The organism is Dyadobacter sp. SRI_021, assembly GCF_057586235.1.
Genome location: NZ_JBYCZM010000003.1, coordinates 220,036 through 237,430, shown reverse-complemented (window position 1 = coordinate 237,430; position 17,395 = coordinate 220,036). Strand labels below are relative to the sequence as shown.

Genomic DNA, 17,395 nt, shown 5'->3' with positions numbered 1-17,395 from the left:
AAATCAGTCACTACACCACTTTCCCCATCACATACATTTCCTCCATGGTGGGCGTCGGATTGCCGCCTTCTTTTTCCAGGGTAATCGCAAATGCCGCGGAACCGGGTTTGGTGTTTTTCATTTTCAAGACTTTGCCGGTAAATGCATTATCCAGCATACCAATGTCCACCGGCTTGCCGTCGACGATGCTCCAAAGCTGGTATTGCTTGCCCTGGGGCGCGGCCGGGAGGCTCTGGACATCGATCATCACTTCATTCGTTTGCGTGTTCCAGAATGCGGACACGGCACTTTCAGGCGACTTCTGCAATCCTGCCAAATGCACGTGTTTATAGCTCGGGTTGCGGAACAATGCCGCCACGGCCTCGTTGTATTCGATCTGCGCTTTCATCGCCGCCATATCGGCCTGCATGCTTTCCACTTTCGCTACTGCCTCGTTGCTGGCGTTTTTCATATCGGTCATCTGCATGGCCGACCATCCCGCAAAAAGCGCGAGCAATACCGCGGCCGCTACGGACAGCTTCGCCCAGGCGGGCGTCACTACCTGCGTTTCCACGCGGTCGAATGCGTTGTCGATCACGCGCGCTTCCGTGCGTACGGGCGTCGCGGCGTCGGTTTGGCTTACAGTCTGCTGTTCTATCACATCCTCCGCTTCCGGTACTTCGGAGGGGGCATCGAAACTCATTTGCGCAAAAATCGACTCTTTCAAAGACGGCGGCGGTGTTGCCTGGTGTTTCAGTGCATATTCTTCCAATGCACTTTCGGTACGCAACAACTCTTCCTTGATCTCAGGGTAAATATGCGACATACACTCCACCTCCTGCTTCTCCTGGGGAGTAACAGTGCCCAATACATATTCCTCCAATATACCGGACTCTATATAGGCTTGGATATTCATACTGCAAAGTAATGTTTTAACTCTTGTAATGCGGTCCGGATCCGCGATTTCACGGTGCCCAACGGTATGCTCAGTTCTTCGGAGATTTCCTCATGCGTGTAGCCCTGGAAATAGGCCATGTCGATGAGTATTTTCCGCTCGGGCCGGAGCATGTCGATGATTGCCTTCATGTCCGAACTGATTGTCTGTGAATCTTCGTACGTATCCTTTTCATTCAGGACCACCGTGTTTTCAATATCATCCATTGCCGGCTTCCGTCCCTCCGCTCTAACCGCGTCTATCGCCCCGTTGCGTGCGATATTCATAATCCATGTAAACAATCGTCCTTTCCCGGGGTCATAGGAAGCGATATTCTTCCAAATCTTCAGAAAGCATTCCTGCAATACATCTGCGGCTTTCTCCTCGTCCTTCAACGTTTTTGAAATGATATTAAACAAAGCTCCTGAGTAATGGTCGTACAGGAATTCGAAGGCGCTTCGCTCGTTTCGTTTCAGAGCTGACACCAATTCCTCTTCCGAGTATTTTACCTTGCTGGTCGCCAAGAGTCGCTTAACATTTAATTGTAAATTAGTTACTGGCAATCTAGTAAATTTTCCTACACGCCTGGATGGGCCATACCAAATTATTGCCTCATCGCCGCACAGGAAGGAAATCACCAGATTGGGAGGAATGGAATGCATTCCGGATTGTCTGTCAAAGTTCGCCATCGTAGTGTGCTTTCAGGCATATACGAACAGCACACCGGATTGGATCGACAGCACGAATACTTAGCTACAAAATGCGTGCCTCACTTGCGGAGGCTTTCTACACGCCAGAGTGTGAGGAAAATAAAGAAGGTAATCAGGCTGAAAAGGTAAATCACATTACGGGAATCGATGAGCCCTTTCCCCAATGCCTGGTATTGAACGTCCAGGGCTATACCGGAAAGCAAATTGGCCCCGAAACCATCACCGAACATACCGGAAACGGCCCCGAAACCGACATACCAGATGAATGCGAGGAACACGCCGAGAATGAATGCGACAATCTGGTTGTCGTTCAGTGACGAGGCCCAGATACCCATCGCTACCAGCACGCCGCTGAGCAGCAGCAGGCCGAGGTACGATCCGGCCACAGCCGCGGAATCGACGTCGCCGACGGGATTCCCCAGTTGATATACACTGTAATAATAAATGAGCGTCGGCAGCAAGGTGAGCACCACCAGTACCCAGTTGGCGAAGAACTTCCCGAGCACGAGATCGATATTACGGATAGGCTTGGTGAGGAGCAATTCGAGCGTGCCATTGCGCGATTCCTCCGCCAGCGAACGCATTGTAATGGCGGGAATCAGGAAGATCAGTACATAAGGTGCCAGACCAAAGAACGAGCCGAGATCGGCATAACCATAATCCAGAATATTGGAATCCGGGAAAACCCATACGATCAGGCCGATGGCCGTCAGGAAGACCGCCATCACAATGTAAGCGATCAATGAGTTGAAAAAACTGGCTACCTCTTTTCGGAAGATTGCTAACATTATTCAAAAACCGGCTTATCGCGGCGCAAAATGGCAGAAATGATCAGCGAAACAATAAAACCCATTAGCAGATAACCAAACACACCCATCACGAAGACAACGCCCGGGGACATGAATTTCTGCGACAGCTCCATAGCCTGATCGATCTGCGCATCGTCCATCCCACGTTTTTCCATATCCTCGCGGACCTGGTCCATGCCCTGCGCCAGCAAGTTGTTGTCGATAAATTGGATGTAAAACATCGTAAATGCGGAGCTCAGCAGCCCCATCACCGCCGATGTAAGCGCTCCCAGACCGAGGCCTTCGCCATAGCTCATGAAACCTTTATTCTTCTCGCGAAAATCCTTCATTGCCAATACGATTGCAACGATCATCACCAGGAACGAAAGCGATGACAATACCTTGTTCTGTGAAAGCCCCGACACATAAAGTATCGTAGAGTAAATCATGATCACCACGGCAGACAGGGCTCCGTACTTCAATGCAACGCGGGCAGTAGAGGTTTTTTCTTCCATGAAGGTTTAAGATTTGTTGTTTTGCATGATGCTGTAATCCTGTTTTCTCAAAATCAGTGAAATCACAAGGATCGGGATGATCGCCATGACTGTTTTCTTTCCTACTTCATCCGTGATGATTTCCGAAGTAGCCATTTCTCCCACGCCATTATACATCTTCACAAACTCGGCCTCCCCGATATTCTTGACGAGCTCGGCTTTGCCTTGCAGCATCAGGTCTTTCATCTGGGCAATGTATGCGGTAAAAACAGAAGGATCGATGTAAGTTACAAAAAAATAGATCAGCCAGCCCGCAACCAATGCACCAACGGTGTTAACGACGTAACCGATGGTTAATGCTTCCCATAAATGCAAAAATCCGTTGCCGACTTTCTTGCGGTAATACCAGCAAGCGCCCGCGATAAGAATAATATGAATACCAATATCGAGCACCTTGTTGTTGCCCAACGGCACAATGCCCATCGCATATAAGCCCAGGAAGAACGCAAAGACCAGTATGCCCAGCGCCAGCCCGAACAGCAGCGAATACTTTAAAATAGGTTTATTAAAATATGCTATAACCGAATTCATTGAAACCACTCCTGTTTACCATTATTGATCACCCCTCTTACCTTCCCTCTCAGCGTCTGGCCCAGGAACGGTGTATTCTTGGATTTGGAATAACTTCTACCGAATAGCCATTCTGCATTCGGATCGAAGAATGTGAGGTTCGCCGTAGCGCCTTCCGCAACGCTTACCTCAGGCAGGCGCAGAATGCGGCGTGGCTGCACGGTCAGTTTCTCCACGATATCATCCACTACCAGGCCGCTATGCATGACGGATAATGCAAATGCAGTTTCCAGTGCGGTAATACCAAAATCGGCATGGTCGAATTCGAGGTTTTTGCTTTCCTCGTCGTGCGGGTTATGGTCCGACACGATGGCGTCGATGGTACCGTCAGCCAAACCCTGCCGCAGCGCCGCATTATCCTCCGACGAGCGGAATGGCGGGTTTACTTTCAGGTTGGTATCGAAGCCGATCAGGTCTTTGTCTTCAAATGCCAGCTGGTGCGCGGCAATATCTGCCGAAACGGGCAGACCTTTTGCCTTCGCTTCACGGACCAGTTCCACACCGCGTACAGTCGACAGCAGCGAAACGTGCAGTACCGGTGCGGTGGTATCATAGGTATTCTTTTCTAATGCGTATTCAAGCAGTTTCAGGTCACGGATGAGCATCATTTCTTCCGCCAATGCCGGCATTCCTTTCATGCCTACGAGCGTGCTTGTGACGCCTTCGTGCATTTGCCCGTACAGCGTGAGCTCGCGGTCCTCGGGACGGTTGATGAGCAGCGCATTCAGCGGACGCAGGTACAGGATGGTTTTCAAAAGCAGGTCCGCGTTCTGTACCGGGCCTTCGCCATCTGTGAATGCGATGGCGCCTGCCTGGTGCAAGTCCATCATTTCGGTAAAATCGACACCGTCAGTCTTCTTTGTTACTGCCGCCGCGGGATGTAACGTCACGAGCCCGCCGAAGCCGCTGTGGCGGATATAATTGAGGGTATCCTTGGTATCGACCACCGGCTGGGTATTGGGCAGCAGCACCACTTCCGTGAATCCGCCATGTGCCGCAGCTTTCCGCACCGAATGCAAATCCTCTTTATGCTCAAAACCCGGGTCGCGCCCTTGCACGCGCATGTCGACCCAGCCGGCGGAAACGCAAAGGCCAGTGCCATCCACCAACTGCGCATTGCCTGCGTCGAGGTGATCACCAATTTGTTTAATTTTCCCTCCCTCGATCAGGATGTCTTTCACCTGACCATTGAAGAGTGATTTTTTATCAATTACCCGAACCGAGCTAACTAACAATTTCATATTTATTTCAAACTAAACACCGGAATGCAACATCGAGCCGGTTTCAAAAAAAAAGCTCCGGATGGAGCTTCAACCTAATATCAGGCGCCTATTAATTCCTTATACTGCTCTGCGGAAAGCAGCCCGTCTTCTTCACCGGGGTTGGCCAGACTGATTTTTACCATCCATCCGCTGCCGTAAGGGTCAGTATTCACAAGTTCGGGTTCGCCGTCGAGGTCGGGGTTTACTTCAAGCACTGTGCCTGCAACCGGGATAAAAAGGTCGGATACTGTTTTCACAGCTTCTACCGAACCGAAAACATCCCCTTTGCCCAATGCTTCACCAACTGTGTTAATGTCCACATACACAATATCACCCAATTCATTCTGAGCATGGTCGGTGATTCCGATAATTGCCGTATCTCCTTCAATACGAATCCATTCGTGATCTTCTGTGTATTTGAGTTCTGATGGAAAATTCATGATAAAATCAGGTAAGTAGTGAACATCTTTGGAGCGCAAATTACACGATGTAAGCTGTATTTTCCAAATCAAAATGTTATTCAGCCAAATTGAACTTCAGCTGCACACCACCGGCCGTACTTGCGCGGTAGAATGAGTTGGAAACCAGCGGGTCGTTGAACGTGCGGTCGAAATAGAATTGTACGCTCAAACGGTTGTTGACCATGTAATTCACCGTTGGACGCAGCTGGAAGTTGATGTTTCCGGCGATCGGAATATTCTCGCCGTCGAACTTCCGCTGGATCGAGCGGGTATCCCGGAACGTCATCGCGAGCTGCATCGTCATATCGTTTTTCAGCTTCTTCTTCACACCATTGATCTTGAACGGCAGCGGCACATTGTTTTTGGTAAAGCCAATGTTAACCGTAATGTCCTGGTTGAAGAGCTCGGCTACCTGCGAGTTCGAGAGGTTCAAGGCAATGGTACGGTCGCGGTTGTACTCCACTCGCGCGGTCACGCGGCTCTGCGTACGCATCTCCACGCCCACGAGTGGCTGGAATTTCTCCGAAAGCGTAATGGTGCTCATCGCAAACACCGGAACGTATTGGCCGAGATCATTCAACCGCGACGATAACGGATAACCCGTTACGGCGAGGTTTACATAAAGCGCCTCATAGTCGAGTGACGAGGTGAAGTTACCGACGCTGTAATTGGACATATACTTATGCCGCAATGTGAACGAGCTGAATAACCGCTTGAACGCCGGGATCGACGAAAGGCCGGTATAGCTCAAGTCCCAGTTCGGCATCGGGAATTTCAGGAATGGGTTGGTGCGTACCGTTTTCGGATCCTTGCCGGTATATGCCGCAAAGAATGCCGAAATCAATACATCCTGCGAAGTTTCATTGTATTCGCCACCGCTCTTGTTCTCCGCATTCAGCCGGTCTCTCAGAATAGCGCGATATGCACGGAATTTATCGAATACCGGTGAAGAGTTGTCTCTCCGCATTTTGGCAAATGCAGTCCGGAACGACATGAACGACATACTGAACTGGCCATTCCGCAACGGGCTTTGCGACGCGAAATTCCCGGATGAATCGGGCCGGTAGAATTCCTGGTAAGCATCCTGCCGCGTCAACCGCGCTTCGATGATCAGCCTGAAATCCTTGAAGGGCTCCAATGTAGTATTGGCCGAGAAATTCTTGGCGATGGTCTGCTGGAACGGCATATTCTGCTGCTTGCTTTTTGTAATCCAGCCTTTCTCCGCTGCTTTCATCTGGAAGTTCCTGTCCTGCTGGCCCAACACAAAGCCCAGCCCCGGGGCATTGGCATTATCCAGTCCGAAGTACTTAGGTGCTCTCAGATAACCCGGCAACGCCGTCGTTTCCAATACCGAGTAGCTGACGTTGATACCACGAACGGTCATCAAGGCCCGGGTAAGGCTCTTTACAATGTCGGTCGTGCGCATATCGATGTCCTCAATATCACCCGGACTGCGTGCAAAGTTCTTTCTTGCAACAGAAGGAGTGTTCGCGAATTTCAAGTAGCGGAGTTTGTTGTAAAGCAATACAAAATCCACCTTTCCGGTAACTCCCCGCTCGCGGCTGTTACGGATAATATCCCCGAACGGCAGCCCCGTCGTATCTTTCAGGTTCAATGCGTTGGCCTGGTAGTTGTAGCCTATGGAATGCTTGTAGTCTGCCGACATCCAGTCCAACACCGGAATTTTGTCGAGCGGCAAGCGGTATGTCAGGTCAATTTTCTGGTCGAAATTTTTGATACGGCCCAGCTTTTTGAAATTACTCCAAAGCGAATCCTTCTTGGCGCCGGTGTTGATATCTCCCTCCGGTTCGTCGATGATCGAATTAGCGGTGGCGGCGTAGGTCAACGTCATGTTTCGCGTCAGATTCCAGCCGAAATCATAATAGCGGTTGAACCAGAAATACTTTTCATATAGCGGCTGGATACCGTCGGTCGTGAGGTCGGCATTGCGCAACTGGGTTTTCAGGAAACGGCGGTCCACATCGGTACGCAGTGAAACCATGTTCGGCAGCAACGTCACATTGAATTCCTTGATGAACTCCGCCCAACGCCCTGTTGCTTTCCATTTCTTGAATGGTTCTATGGCCTTCGGCTGGCTGGCATACATATACGAAATACCGGCCCGGTACGCACGCTGATTGTACTCTTGCGTCAGGATATTCCTCCGCTTGTCGTCACTGAATGCATAGCTGAACGCGAAGTTCTCAAAGTCGAAGAAATGGTTTTTCGCACCCGGCTTGGTCTTGATCTTTCGGACGTTCGAGAAGTTAAACCCTCGCTTGACGCCATTTTCCTCTACCATGCGCCTGTATCCGTCCCGTTCCTCATCCGTTCGGAGGTTATCCAGCGAGGTGCTCAATGGCGTATCCGGATCAAGCGGGTCGAAATGCGGTTTTACATTTCGGCGGTCATAGCTTACAAACAGCGGTATTTGGAAGCCCCAGTTGGCAGGCAACAGTTTATCCAATGCAATATTGGAAGAGAATCCATATTCCGAAGTAAAGTTTCTTGTGCGCTCACCAATACGCTGCTGCACGGTACCGAAACCGAACGTTTCAATCCGGCCGGAGGCTGTCAATGTCGCGAAATCGGCCAGCTTCGCATTCAACTGCGCGATGGCCGCCATACCGCCGGTATCGTCGAAACCTTCGACGTGCATTTCATCCACCCAGATACAAAACGTCTTCGCGCGCTCATCCACCGATTTCGGGTTGCGGACACCGATCATCATCACTTTCACAGCACTCAAATCCGGGTTACCGACTACGGTCAGTTTGTATCTTCTGTCGGAGCTCAGCACGGTGAAAGGCACACTGAGGTTTTTATCGATTTGCCGGTTGCGCTGCGCTTTGGCGTCAATCAGATCCGCCAACGCGATATTGATTTCGTTACTTTCCGGCCAGATCTCTTCCCGCGATTTAGGCCCCGGACCAGTCGATTTCAAAGCTGACAAATCAATCTCATAGTAGTTTTGAGTAAGGTCGGTACCGATACGCATGAACGTACCCACCATATTATCCTCGTTCTGCTCGTTCTGCATGTGTACGTACATGCGGAGGCGCTTGCGGAAAAGCAAATCGAGGTTCACATTTTTGAAAACCGCACGGGAATCTCCGTCACGAAGATCGGTCACACAAAGGCTCATGGATTGCTCGTTAAGCAACAACGGCGGACGCTGGGTATTGTCCTGATCGCGTATCCAGCCCGGAGGAATATCGTATTTATATTTGTCGTTGTTAGCCTGGCTGTTCTCTTCAATACTCACAGTACCAACAGTAAATTTCGCGTCGTAAGGTTCCGGCACTTCTTGTAGGCCGGGCGCGTCGAGGTTATAGGTATATTTCCGGTATTGCTGGCCTACCATTTGCAGTTGGGCGAAACGCAATACAACCGGCTGCTGGAAATCAGTGAGGTACATCCGCATGAAACGTATCGACTTGAAGCCATTCATACTCCCTACCATTCCTGTAAACTCCTTGATGGGAACGCGGAAAAGGTACCAGCTCTGGCCGTCATCGGCATTCACTGTTTTGTCAACAATATAACCATTCCCCACGGCAAGCTGCCCCGGTTTCAGGTCTATCTCATATTCGTAATAGGATTCATTGTCGTTGATGGTGTTATCGACGTTCATATCCTCGCCGTCGGGAATATTCGTCGACGCCGGCGTCACATCCACAGACCTCCCCTGGCTTTCGGGAGAGTTGTTCTCCATCCCGATGTAATTTTTGTAGCGTTCCAGCACTTTCTTGTCCTCCGCATCAAGGTCGGCGCCCAGGAAGAACTGGAAATCGTCGCCCGAGGGGTCGGCCAGGATTTTCGCACGTGCTTCGGCGGTGAGGTTAGCGGGCAGACGATCGATGAAGGTTTTGAAGAAAGCACGTTCTTCCTCGTTGGTCAAACCATCCAGACCGACATCCTGCTTCTGGCGCGCACCATCCTCATTACTGAATGCATTGATCAGGTATTGCGATTTGGTAGCATAGCCCCAGGCCGTTGAGTCAACATTGACTCCTACCTGCTTTGGTACAAGCGGCAGCCCATTTTCAAAGTTATAGCGCTCATCCGGGATTACATCTTCTGAAATATCCCCCAGGTTAAATACCAGCTTTCCACCGGTAGTATTGGATTGTTCAGAAAAACCATCCCTGATATGGCTTTTTTCAGTGCCATCATTGATGAAAGGATCGAGCATCCAGAATTCGATGCTTTCGATATTGGCGTTATCAAAATCGTTATCCGACGTAATCGCACGGCTCAATGCCCCGAAGTTATTCCTCGGGTTTTTCATACGGCCGTCGGGATTGAGATCGGTATTGTAGTTATACATTCCGCGCTCACTTGGATAATAGGCAATATCCAGTACCTGTTGCGGATATGTCACCAGCCCCGCAATAGGGCGGTTCGGGAAAATCTGGTTAGGCAGGTAAAGTCGTTCGTAATAGTTTTTGCGATCCTTGTCATCGAAGTTGGTAGGCGGCTGGTATCCTCCTCCGAGTCCCTGCGCCCCGCCGAAGATGTTATCGACGGTATAAGCCGAAATCTTGGCGCGTTTATAGCCGTAATTCAGGTCTTTACCCGTAAATCCATCCCTGAACTTGGTCGGTACCGCCGCCACGCGCCATTTCTGAGGCTGACGTGACAGATCATACACTGTACGCGCAGCCTCGAAGTCGTCCACCAGCGAACGGTTGTTCACGTCTTTCGAAACACCGGGAAGCAATTTGGCAAATTCCCCCTTGAACTGGATCGACGACATTTCTTTGGTTTGGATCAGCGGCAATGCGTCCAGCCATTTGGTCAGGAATGGTGCGTCCTTGCGGAAGTTTACGTCAAACCCGAGCATGGTGTTATTCACAGGTTCGTTGCCGATGGAAACCCTTGAGAGGAAACCGGCAGTACGCTCCTTGTACTTCATGGCCGTCAAACCGACACTCAGGTTGCGGTTGACCATATAGTCAAGACGTGTTCCTACCAGAGTCCTGATCTGGTTCTGGAACATATCCGGGCGCTCGTACTCGATCACGATCTCGCGCCCCGAAGCCAGCACGCTGGAATTCAAAATCCGCACGCGGCCGATCTGCGCTTCCACGATGTAATCCGAACCCGGAGAAAGCGGGACGCCGCCCGAGGTCACGGTTACAGAAGTTTCCAGCACGCCGAATGGCAGCTGCACCTCAGCTCCCCCACTCGACTGATAAGCACCTTTGATGAAAAACTTGTTACGCTCCGAAACCTGCTGCGCATCGATCATCGTCGTGCGGTACAGTTCGTTGAACACATATTTGTTACGATAGACATCCTCACCGGGACCAAATTTTTTGGACAGGTTGCTACCAAATGGTTCCAGTACCGGGAAAATAATGCGCCCCGTCTTGCTGTCCATCGTGATACCATCCACAAAGTCGAAGTTACCATCGGGTTGCAGGTCATTGACCGGATTCAGGCGATCGAGGCCGGAGAGGCGGATCAGGGGGATATTGGCTATGCTACTTTCCTGCAAGTTCGGGTTATCGATACCGGTCTGGTCGTCTTTGTAAATCACTCTTAACTGGAACCCCTGCTTGTCGATCTGGCTTGTACCGAGCGAATAGATGTTTTTCATCATCAGATCCCACATCGGCAACTTGGTGTTGTTCCGTATAGTCGACGATTTCAACAATTTCAGCGCGATTACTTCATTATCCTTTCTCGCCTGATAATCCTCGGTAAGTTCCCCCACCTTGAAAGCACGGCCATTCAGGGTATATTCATAAGAAACCGCAAGGACTTCGTCGTTGCGGAGTGCGTTGGTCAGGGAGATATAGCCGAGCTGCGGATGGAATGTATAGTCGCGATCGAGGATCAGCCGTTTCGCTCCCCGCAGCAATTCATAGTCAATGGTTTTTTCAAGACCGAGGCCCGCAATGGCGGTATTGGTATTGTCGACCTGGCGAAAAGCCGTGTTATCCGATAGTTTCTTGTAAAGGCCGTTGGCGTCGTTGCTCGCGGGCGAAGTGGAACGCACCGGTTGTAAGTTAGGGTTACCAGCACGGTAAGGAGCAGGCTCACCCAAATCGGCAAAACCTACAATGTTCCTTAGCGACTCGGTAGTGGTTGTCCGGTTGGTCACATATACTTCGAGACGCGTCACGGTCACACCGGAAGTGATTGTCGGCGTGTTTTGCAACGAACTTTCGTAAATGTTCCGGAAATACTGGGAAAGAAAGAAGTTACGGTTCTCGTCGTAAGTATCGGCCCGCAATTCAAAATCACGGCTTTGGGCTCCGCCCCGCAGTGTGATCCGTTCTTTGCTGGATTTCTGTTGTGAAGCTACAAAAGTGGCGTTCAAACGTCCGAACTGAAACTCAGTTTTCAAACCAAACAAATTCTGAACACCGGGGATCAGCTGGCTATTGATGGCCCAGTTGATATTACCCGCCTCGATTTTCCGGATAAAGCTTTCTTCCGGGTTTTTATAGTTCAACTTGATCGCATTCTCGAAGTTGAAGTTGGCTTTGGTGTCAAAGTTCGTCTGAAACCCGAGCTGATCACCAAGTTTGGCGTCAAAGTTGATATTGATCTGCTCATTGAAAATGAACTGCGTATTTTTCCGCTGACGGATCGGAATAGCAGGGTTATCCAGGAACTGGTGCATCAGCCCGAGATCCAGTGATACGAAGCCAGTGGGTTTGAAATTCACGAAGTCATCCCCGAGCAGTTTGGTTAATCCCGGCGGCAGGTCCAGCTTGGGCAGCAAGCCCCGCGCACCCATGGCGCTGTTGCCGTCCTGCCTGCTCGCGTACTCGCGTAGGAGGCTTTTAAATGCACGGTCTTCCTGGATCTTGTTGTAAGTTTCAAGATCCATGCGCTCAGGATATCGGTAATTCAGTGTACCACCCGGCATAGCAACGCCCGGCGTAGGCATGCCGGATGCCGCAGTGCCCGGTGTAGCGACACCCGGTGTGGCGACACCCGGTGCGGCAACACCCGGTGCGGCGGCACCCGGAGTCTGGATTTTCTCGGTCACTGCAACTTTCCCTGCACTGTCGAGCGTAATGTTGGTGGAGATGTTATTAGGTTCCCGCAGGTAGAACGGCGAACGCGGCCGCGGTTCTGTGATGCGATTGGAATAGTAATCCTTCCATCGCATGATGAGCTGAGAGCCCGATCTGTCGATGTTTTTTTTGGTGGTATCTTCTTTAAGCGTGTCTGCAAGTATGGCCCATTCCTGCGCTTGCTCCGAATATGGCTCATCCTTGCCGCCCGAAACGTTTACCAGTAACGCCGCTCCAGCCGAAATGCTTAATACCTTAAAAAGAAATGAGTAAATCGTTGATGACAAGGTAATATACTTATTTAGAGAAGGTTGTATTTACAAACAAATCCATCAACACGATTTTACGGTTGTAAAATTTTTCACCAAATATCATTGCAGTTCCGGTTAACGTAACGCTAGTTTGATCAGATTTTCAACGCTAATGGATTGCCCCTCACGCTTGATGATGGCATCCAGACTTTTCTCCGCCGTCGGTTTGGGAATACCCAAAGTGACGAGCGCAGCCAACGCTTCACTCCGGAGAGTGTTTGACGACGTTTCAGCAGATTTGGTACCTGTTGAAACGAGTTCTTCCTTTCGAATTTTGTCTCTTAGTTCGAGGATTACGCGTTGAGCAGTCTTGGACCCTATGCCTTTGATCGACTGGATCAGGCGCAGGTCTTCATCCATGATTCCCTGGCGGATTTCCGAGGAAGATAAAGAGGAAAGCATTACGAGCGCTGTTGATGGCCCGATTCCTGAAATGCTTGTCAGATCCAGGAAAAGTTTCTTCTCATCATTCCCCCAAAACCCGTAAAGGACGTGGGCATCTTCCCGTATATTGAGAAACGTTACCAGCTTGCACCGGGCACCAATGTCTGGGAGCGAAGTGTAGGTCTGTAATGATATCCTGACCTCATAACCTACTCCGTTGACATCGATGATAGCGTACGCTGGATCTTTATAAGTTACAATCCCGTTAACGTAGGCAATCATAAAAATAGTATGTGTATGTTGAAGCGTTAATTTCTAGGTTGAAATGATCAGTTTTTGACCAGGCTTGATCGAGTTGCCCCTGATCTTGTTCCGTTTTTTCAACTGACCGATTTCCAGACCGTATCGCTGCGAAATAATCCATAATGTATCTCCTTTTTGTACGGTATGATAACGTTTCCGGGTGTGACGCTGCTGCTTTGCCACCTGCTCTTCATCCAGCTGCGGTCTTGCTTTGGCTGCGATACGGGTTGCCGGTACAGTTTCCTTAACCTCTTTGTAGATCACGAGGCGCTGCCCTCGGCGGATATTGTTCCGGCGGATGTGGTTCCATTTGCGGACCGAAGCTACCGATACACCATATTTCCGTGCAATGCCAGCGACATTGTCGCCGCGGCGGACGGTGTACGATACGCGTTTGGTACGGCTGCGTTGGATTGTTTCTTCTTCGCCTTCTTCATCATAATTTTCATCATCCGATACATTCTGCACGTTCGATGCGAGTACATAAGGGAATGAGCCGCTGCCACCCAATGAATCCGTTCTGGTGCTGTCGGCTTTCGCCACCATTACACCGGAAGATAGGTATTTCCGGGTGCAGGAATCCATGATCGCCGCACGGTTGCTCATCAGGTAAGTGAACCGCACGCTGGGTACTTTCAACACGAAGTCGCGCGTCTGGTCCGGGAGGATCGTTTTGGTGATCTGCGGATTCAGCTTTTTAAGCACGTCAAAATCAATGCTGGCATTGCTGCAAAAAGTTGCGAGATCGATGTAACCGTTGATGTGGATGGTATCGTTGGGGATCTGGAACTCGGTGTTTTCAGGAAAAATGCCGTGGTCGTAACCGTAGTTCATCATGTAGTTCATCGCTACATATTGCGGGACATACGAGCGGGTTTCGCGGGGAAGTACGTTGTAGATCGTCCAGAAGGTAGTCCCGCGTGAGCGGCGCATGGCGCGTTTCACATTGCCTGGTCCTGTATTATATGAAGCCAGCGCAAGTTCCCAGTCGCCGAAGATATTGTAAAGCTGTTTGAGATAGAGACAAGCTGCTTCGGTCGCCTTCACGGGCTCGAAGCGTTCGTCAATGTATTTATCCTGATAAAGACCGAATTCCCGTCCGGTAGCCGGCATAAACTGCCAGAGGCCTCCTGCACGTGCGTGGGAAATAACCGTTGGGTTCAGCCCCGACTCGATCATCGAAAGGTACTTCAGTTCGGTCGGCAACCCGTGTTTGGCAAGTGCCTTTTCGAAAAGGGGAAAATAGAGCGGCATACGCTCCATCATCGTCTGCGTGAATTTTGCTTTTTTGTAGATAAAGTATTCTACAAATTCATGCGAAGATTTGTGGTAGGTAAGCGGAATCGATTTTTCAAGCTTCGCAAACCGTTCTTTCAAAAGTTCTTGCGGTACTGCCGGGTTGGGCCCGATTTCCTCGACTTCCGGGAGTGACGGCATCAAATCATCTTCTTCCTGAGCAATAGTCTCAACTGTATCCTGCCCGGACGTCAAACTCACCTGTGGAACCATCGCCATCACAGGCGCATTCCAAAACCCTGCACACATGGCTCCGAGCCACAATACTCTTTTCGAAATCCTCATTAATAAATGTTTTTTGAAGGTTAATCAATTCACGGTTTTCAATGGCTTATACCTGTTGATGATTTACTTACAGATAGAAGAGTCCTTTTGGGTTTGAATTGGCCAGATGAATCAGAATAATCTCTAATACATTTTTAAATATTCACACAATATCTTCATTCAGAATAACGTAACATGGTCGCCGGTTATTCTGGCACGATAATTTCTTTAATACACTGGTTATCAATACAGCGCTCGCATTCAAATGCCAGGCCCTACGCCACGGCCTCTTCCTTATTCAACTCGGTAAGGTAGTGGGCGAATGCCAGCATTTTTTCCTCTCCGAAGTAAGGGGCCATAATCTGAATCCCGATTGGCATCCCCTGGTCGTCCAGCCCGTTTGGAATGGATACCGCAGGGTTACCCACGACATTCGCCTGCACAGTGAAAATGTCGGCCAGATACATTTGTAACGGATCTTCCGTCTTTTCACCAATCGTAAAAGCTGTGGTAGGTGTTACCGGAGAAATCAGGAAATCGAACTGCTCAAAAAACCGGTTCGTTTCCTCCCGCACCAATCTTCTAACGCGTTGCGCCTTGGTATAGTATGCATCATAATAATTTGCACTTAATACGAAAGTACCCAATAGTATTCTTCTCCTTACCTCATCTCCAAAACCTTCTGTACGAGTTTTTTTGTACATGCTTTCCAGATCCACTGATTCGGGGCTGCGGTAACCGTACCGCACGCCATCGAAACGCGACAGGTTCGAACTCGCCTCAGCGGTGGTCAGAATATAATAGGTAGGTAATAGCGAGTCCAGCAAAGGCATATCGATGCCGATCACTTCATGCCCTTCCGCGCGCAGGCGGTTGAGCACTTCGGATGTCTGCCGACGGATCTCAGGAGCAATCGCTTCATTCTCCACCGCGCTCCGGATATACCCAATTTTTGCTTTACCCTTCCATTCCAGGTTCGCCGTGTAAGCAGGAACCGGGCGTTCCGAAACCGTGCTGTCGAAATCATCGGCACCCGACATTACTTCCAGCAGCAATGCAGCATCGGCCACGCTTTTGGTAATGGGGCCAATGCAATCGAATGACGAAGCATAGGCAATGAGCCCGTAGCGTGAAACGCGGCCATAGGAAGGCTTCACGCCGATCACCCCGCAGAATGCTGCTGGCTGGCGCACCGAACCGCCGGTATCGCTTCCCAGCGAAGCATGGCAAAGCCCGGCCTGAACGGCTACTGCCGAACCGCCCGACGACCCGCCCGGAACTTTGGCATTGTTAACGGCATTCAGCACCGGCCCGAACGAAGAGTTTTCATTCGAAGAACCCATCGCAAACTCGTCGCAGTTTTGCCGCCCGATGATGATCGCGTCTTCATCGATAAGCCGCTGCACGGCGGTTGCGGTATAGGGTGCCGTATAATTTTGAAGGATCTGGCTTCCGGCCTGCAAACCGTGGCCAGTGAGTGAAAGCACATCTTTAAGACCGATCACCATACCTGCCAACTTCCCGGCAGTACCATTGGCGATCTTCGCATCTACGGCCAGGGCGGCCTTTTTTGCTTCCTCGGTATATACTTCAACGAAAGCGTTGAGATGCTTGTTAGCCTCTATTTTTTCCAAATAGTGGTCAACCAACTTGACGCACGTCAAACCTTCTTCACGTAAATCTCTCTGAATTTCGGCCAGCGTCAGATACTCTTTCAAGGCAATTTTTTTGTGGGGTTGTAAATAAAGAATCAGAGCCGTTAAGTGGTAGCTTAATGGCTCTGGATCAAACCTTCGATAAGATGGAAGCGTTATTTGGGGTCTTCCATGCTTTTTTCAATATTTTCCTTAACGTCTTTAGTAGCGTTCTTGAACTCATTGATACCCTGCCCCAAACCGCGCATAAGTTCTGGGATTTTCTTTGCTCCGAAGAAAAGCAACACGAACAGAGCAACCAGGAAGATCTCCTGTCCGCCCAACCCCATAATTCCTAAAACGGTTATTGATTCCATATCTGTTTCTTTTATTAATGTTTACAAAAATAACTATTCTTTTTAATAACAACCAGACCTGCCGTGACTTTTATCCGATATTAATTGTCTTCGTCGCCTTCTCCCAATCCGCAAATTTCCGGATATCCTCTCCCAGCGTCTTGATGAGCCACACCACCAGGGCCACGTCGTCGGTGATACCGATAACCGGCAGGAAGTCAGGAATAAGATCTATGGGGGATACGAAATAAATGAGCACAGCGACTATCGATACCAGACTTTTCCATGGAAGCTCCTTATATTCGCCGGAAGCGTAGGCTTTCACCATGCGGAGCAGCAGCTGGACACTCGACTGGAATTCGGCAAGGTTTCCCTTGAAGCCTACCGTCTGGAGTTTTCCCAGCACCTCTTTGGCAAGCTCAAACAAGCGGGTAGAATTTCTGGCGTAACGTCCTGCTTTCCCTTTGGCATTCCTAAAAAATATCGACTGTAAAATCCGCGAAATCATTGACTCGTCCTTCATGGTACAAAGCAGGGAAAAGTGGTTTATAA

The 17,395-nt window shown here is 50.0% G+C and carries 13 protein-coding genes; all 13 read right to left on the bottom strand.

What is annotated here, in order from left to right; all coding sequences use genetic code 11:
- Positions 1 to 10: 10 nt before the first annotated feature.
- A complete protein-coding gene (locus tag AC2YIT_RS10345) occupies positions 11 to 895 on the bottom strand; it encodes an anti-sigma factor (RefSeq protein ID WP_487279118.1) in 885 nt (294 codons plus the stop codon).
- On the bottom strand, positions 892 to 1,437 hold the full coding sequence (locus AC2YIT_RS10340; protein WP_487279117.1) for an RNA polymerase sigma factor: 546 nt from the start codon (positions 1,435 to 1,437) through the stop codon (positions 892 to 894). Before AC2YIT_RS10340 ends, AC2YIT_RS10345 begins: the two co-directional genes overlap by 4 nt.
- A 245-nt stretch (positions 1,438 to 1,682) precedes the next feature.
- Positions 1,683 to 2,411, bottom strand: a complete 729-nt coding sequence (gldF, locus tag AC2YIT_RS10335; RefSeq protein WP_487279116.1) for a gliding motility-associated ABC transporter permease subunit GldF — start codon at positions 2,409 to 2,411, stop codon at positions 1,683 to 1,685.
- Complete coding sequence (locus AC2YIT_RS10330) at positions 2,411 to 2,926, bottom strand: DUF4199 domain-containing protein (protein WP_430844446.1); 516 nt, start codon at positions 2,924 to 2,926, stop codon at positions 2,411 to 2,413. The genes gldF and AC2YIT_RS10330 overlap by 1 nt, the downstream gene beginning before the upstream one ends.
- Before the next feature lie 6 nt (positions 2,927 to 2,932).
- A complete protein-coding gene (locus AC2YIT_RS10325; RefSeq protein WP_430844445.1) occupies positions 2,933 to 3,496 on the bottom strand; it encodes a DUF4199 domain-containing protein in 564 nt (187 codons plus the stop codon).
- Entirely contained in the window at positions 3,493 to 4,776 is a 1,284-nt protein-coding gene (locus tag AC2YIT_RS10320) for a dihydroorotase (protein WP_487279115.1), read from the bottom strand. The genes AC2YIT_RS10325 and AC2YIT_RS10320 overlap by 4 nt, the downstream gene beginning before the upstream one ends.
- 80 nt (positions 4,777 to 4,856) lie before the next feature.
- On the bottom strand, positions 4,857 to 5,237 hold the full coding sequence (gene gcvH / locus AC2YIT_RS10315) for a glycine cleavage system protein GcvH (RefSeq protein ID WP_430844443.1): 381 nt from the start codon (positions 5,235 to 5,237) through the stop codon (positions 4,857 to 4,859).
- 76 nt (positions 5,238 to 5,313) lie between these two features.
- The gene (gene sov, locus AC2YIT_RS10310; RefSeq protein ID WP_487279114.1) at positions 5,314 to 12,582 is read right to left on the bottom strand and encodes a T9SS outer membrane translocon Sov/SprA; all 7,269 of its coding nucleotides are present in this window, start codon (positions 12,580 to 12,582) and stop codon (positions 5,314 to 5,316) included.
- Between the two features lie 99 nt (positions 12,583 to 12,681).
- The gene (gene ruvA / locus AC2YIT_RS10305; protein ID WP_430844441.1) at positions 12,682 to 13,272 is read right to left on the bottom strand and encodes a Holliday junction branch migration protein RuvA; all 591 of its coding nucleotides are present in this window, start codon (positions 13,270 to 13,272) and stop codon (positions 12,682 to 12,684) included.
- A gap of 33 nt (positions 13,273 to 13,305) precedes the next feature.
- A complete protein-coding gene (locus AC2YIT_RS10300) occupies positions 13,306 to 14,874 on the bottom strand; it encodes a lytic transglycosylase domain-containing protein (protein ID WP_430844440.1) in 1,569 nt (522 codons plus the stop codon).
- A gap of 254 nt (positions 14,875 to 15,128) precedes the next feature.
- Positions 15,129 to 16,571, bottom strand: a complete 1,443-nt coding sequence (gatA, locus tag AC2YIT_RS10295; RefSeq protein ID WP_430844438.1) for an Asp-tRNA(Asn)/Glu-tRNA(Gln) amidotransferase subunit GatA — start codon at positions 16,569 to 16,571, stop codon at positions 15,129 to 15,131.
- A gap of 92 nt (positions 16,572 to 16,663) precedes the next feature.
- A complete protein-coding gene (locus AC2YIT_RS10290; protein WP_015813903.1) occupies positions 16,664 to 16,864 on the bottom strand; it encodes a Sec-independent protein translocase subunit TatA/TatB in 201 nt (66 codons plus the stop codon).
- Positions 16,865 to 16,934: 70 nt separating this feature from the next.
- Positions 16,935 to 17,351, bottom strand: coding sequence for a YkvA family protein (locus tag AC2YIT_RS10285; RefSeq protein WP_430845349.1), 417 nt, complete (start codon positions 17,349 to 17,351; stop codon positions 16,935 to 16,937).
- Positions 17,352 to 17,395: the final 44 nt, after the last annotated feature.

Coding starts and splice junctions, on each gene's coding strand:
- AC2YIT_RS10285 (WP_430845349.1), bottom strand. CDS start 17,351: ATGATTTCGCGGATTTTACAGTCGATATTTTTTAGGAATGCCAAAGGG.
- AC2YIT_RS10330 (WP_430844446.1), bottom strand. CDS start 2,926: ATGGAAGAAAAAACCTCTACTGCCCGCGTTGCATTGAAGTACGGAGCC.
- AC2YIT_RS10345 (WP_487279118.1), bottom strand. CDS start 895: ATGAATATCCAAGCCTATATAGAGTCCGGTATATTGGAGGAATATGTA.
- gcvH (WP_430844443.1), bottom strand. CDS start 5,237: ATGAATTTTCCATCAGAACTCAAATACACAGAAGATCACGAATGGATT.
- ruvA (WP_430844441.1), bottom strand. CDS start 13,272: ATGATTGCCTACGTTAACGGGATTGTAACTTATAAAGATCCAGCGTAC.
- AC2YIT_RS10325 (WP_430844445.1), bottom strand. CDS start 3,496: ATGAATTCGGTTATAGCATATTTTAATAAACCTATTTTAAAGTATTCG.
- AC2YIT_RS10320 (WP_487279115.1), bottom strand. CDS start 4,776: ATGAAATTGTTAGTTAGCTCGGTTCGGGTAATTGATAAAAAATCACTC.
- gldF (WP_487279116.1), bottom strand. CDS start 2,411: ATGTTAGCAATCTTCCGAAAAGAGGTAGCCAGTTTTTTCAACTCATTG.
- AC2YIT_RS10290 (WP_015813903.1), bottom strand. CDS start 16,864: ATGGAATCAATAACCGTTTTAGGAATTATGGGGTTGGGCGGACAGGAG.
- AC2YIT_RS10300 (WP_430844440.1), bottom strand. CDS start 14,874: ATGAGGATTTCGAAAAGAGTATTGTGGCTCGGAGCCATGTGTGCAGGG.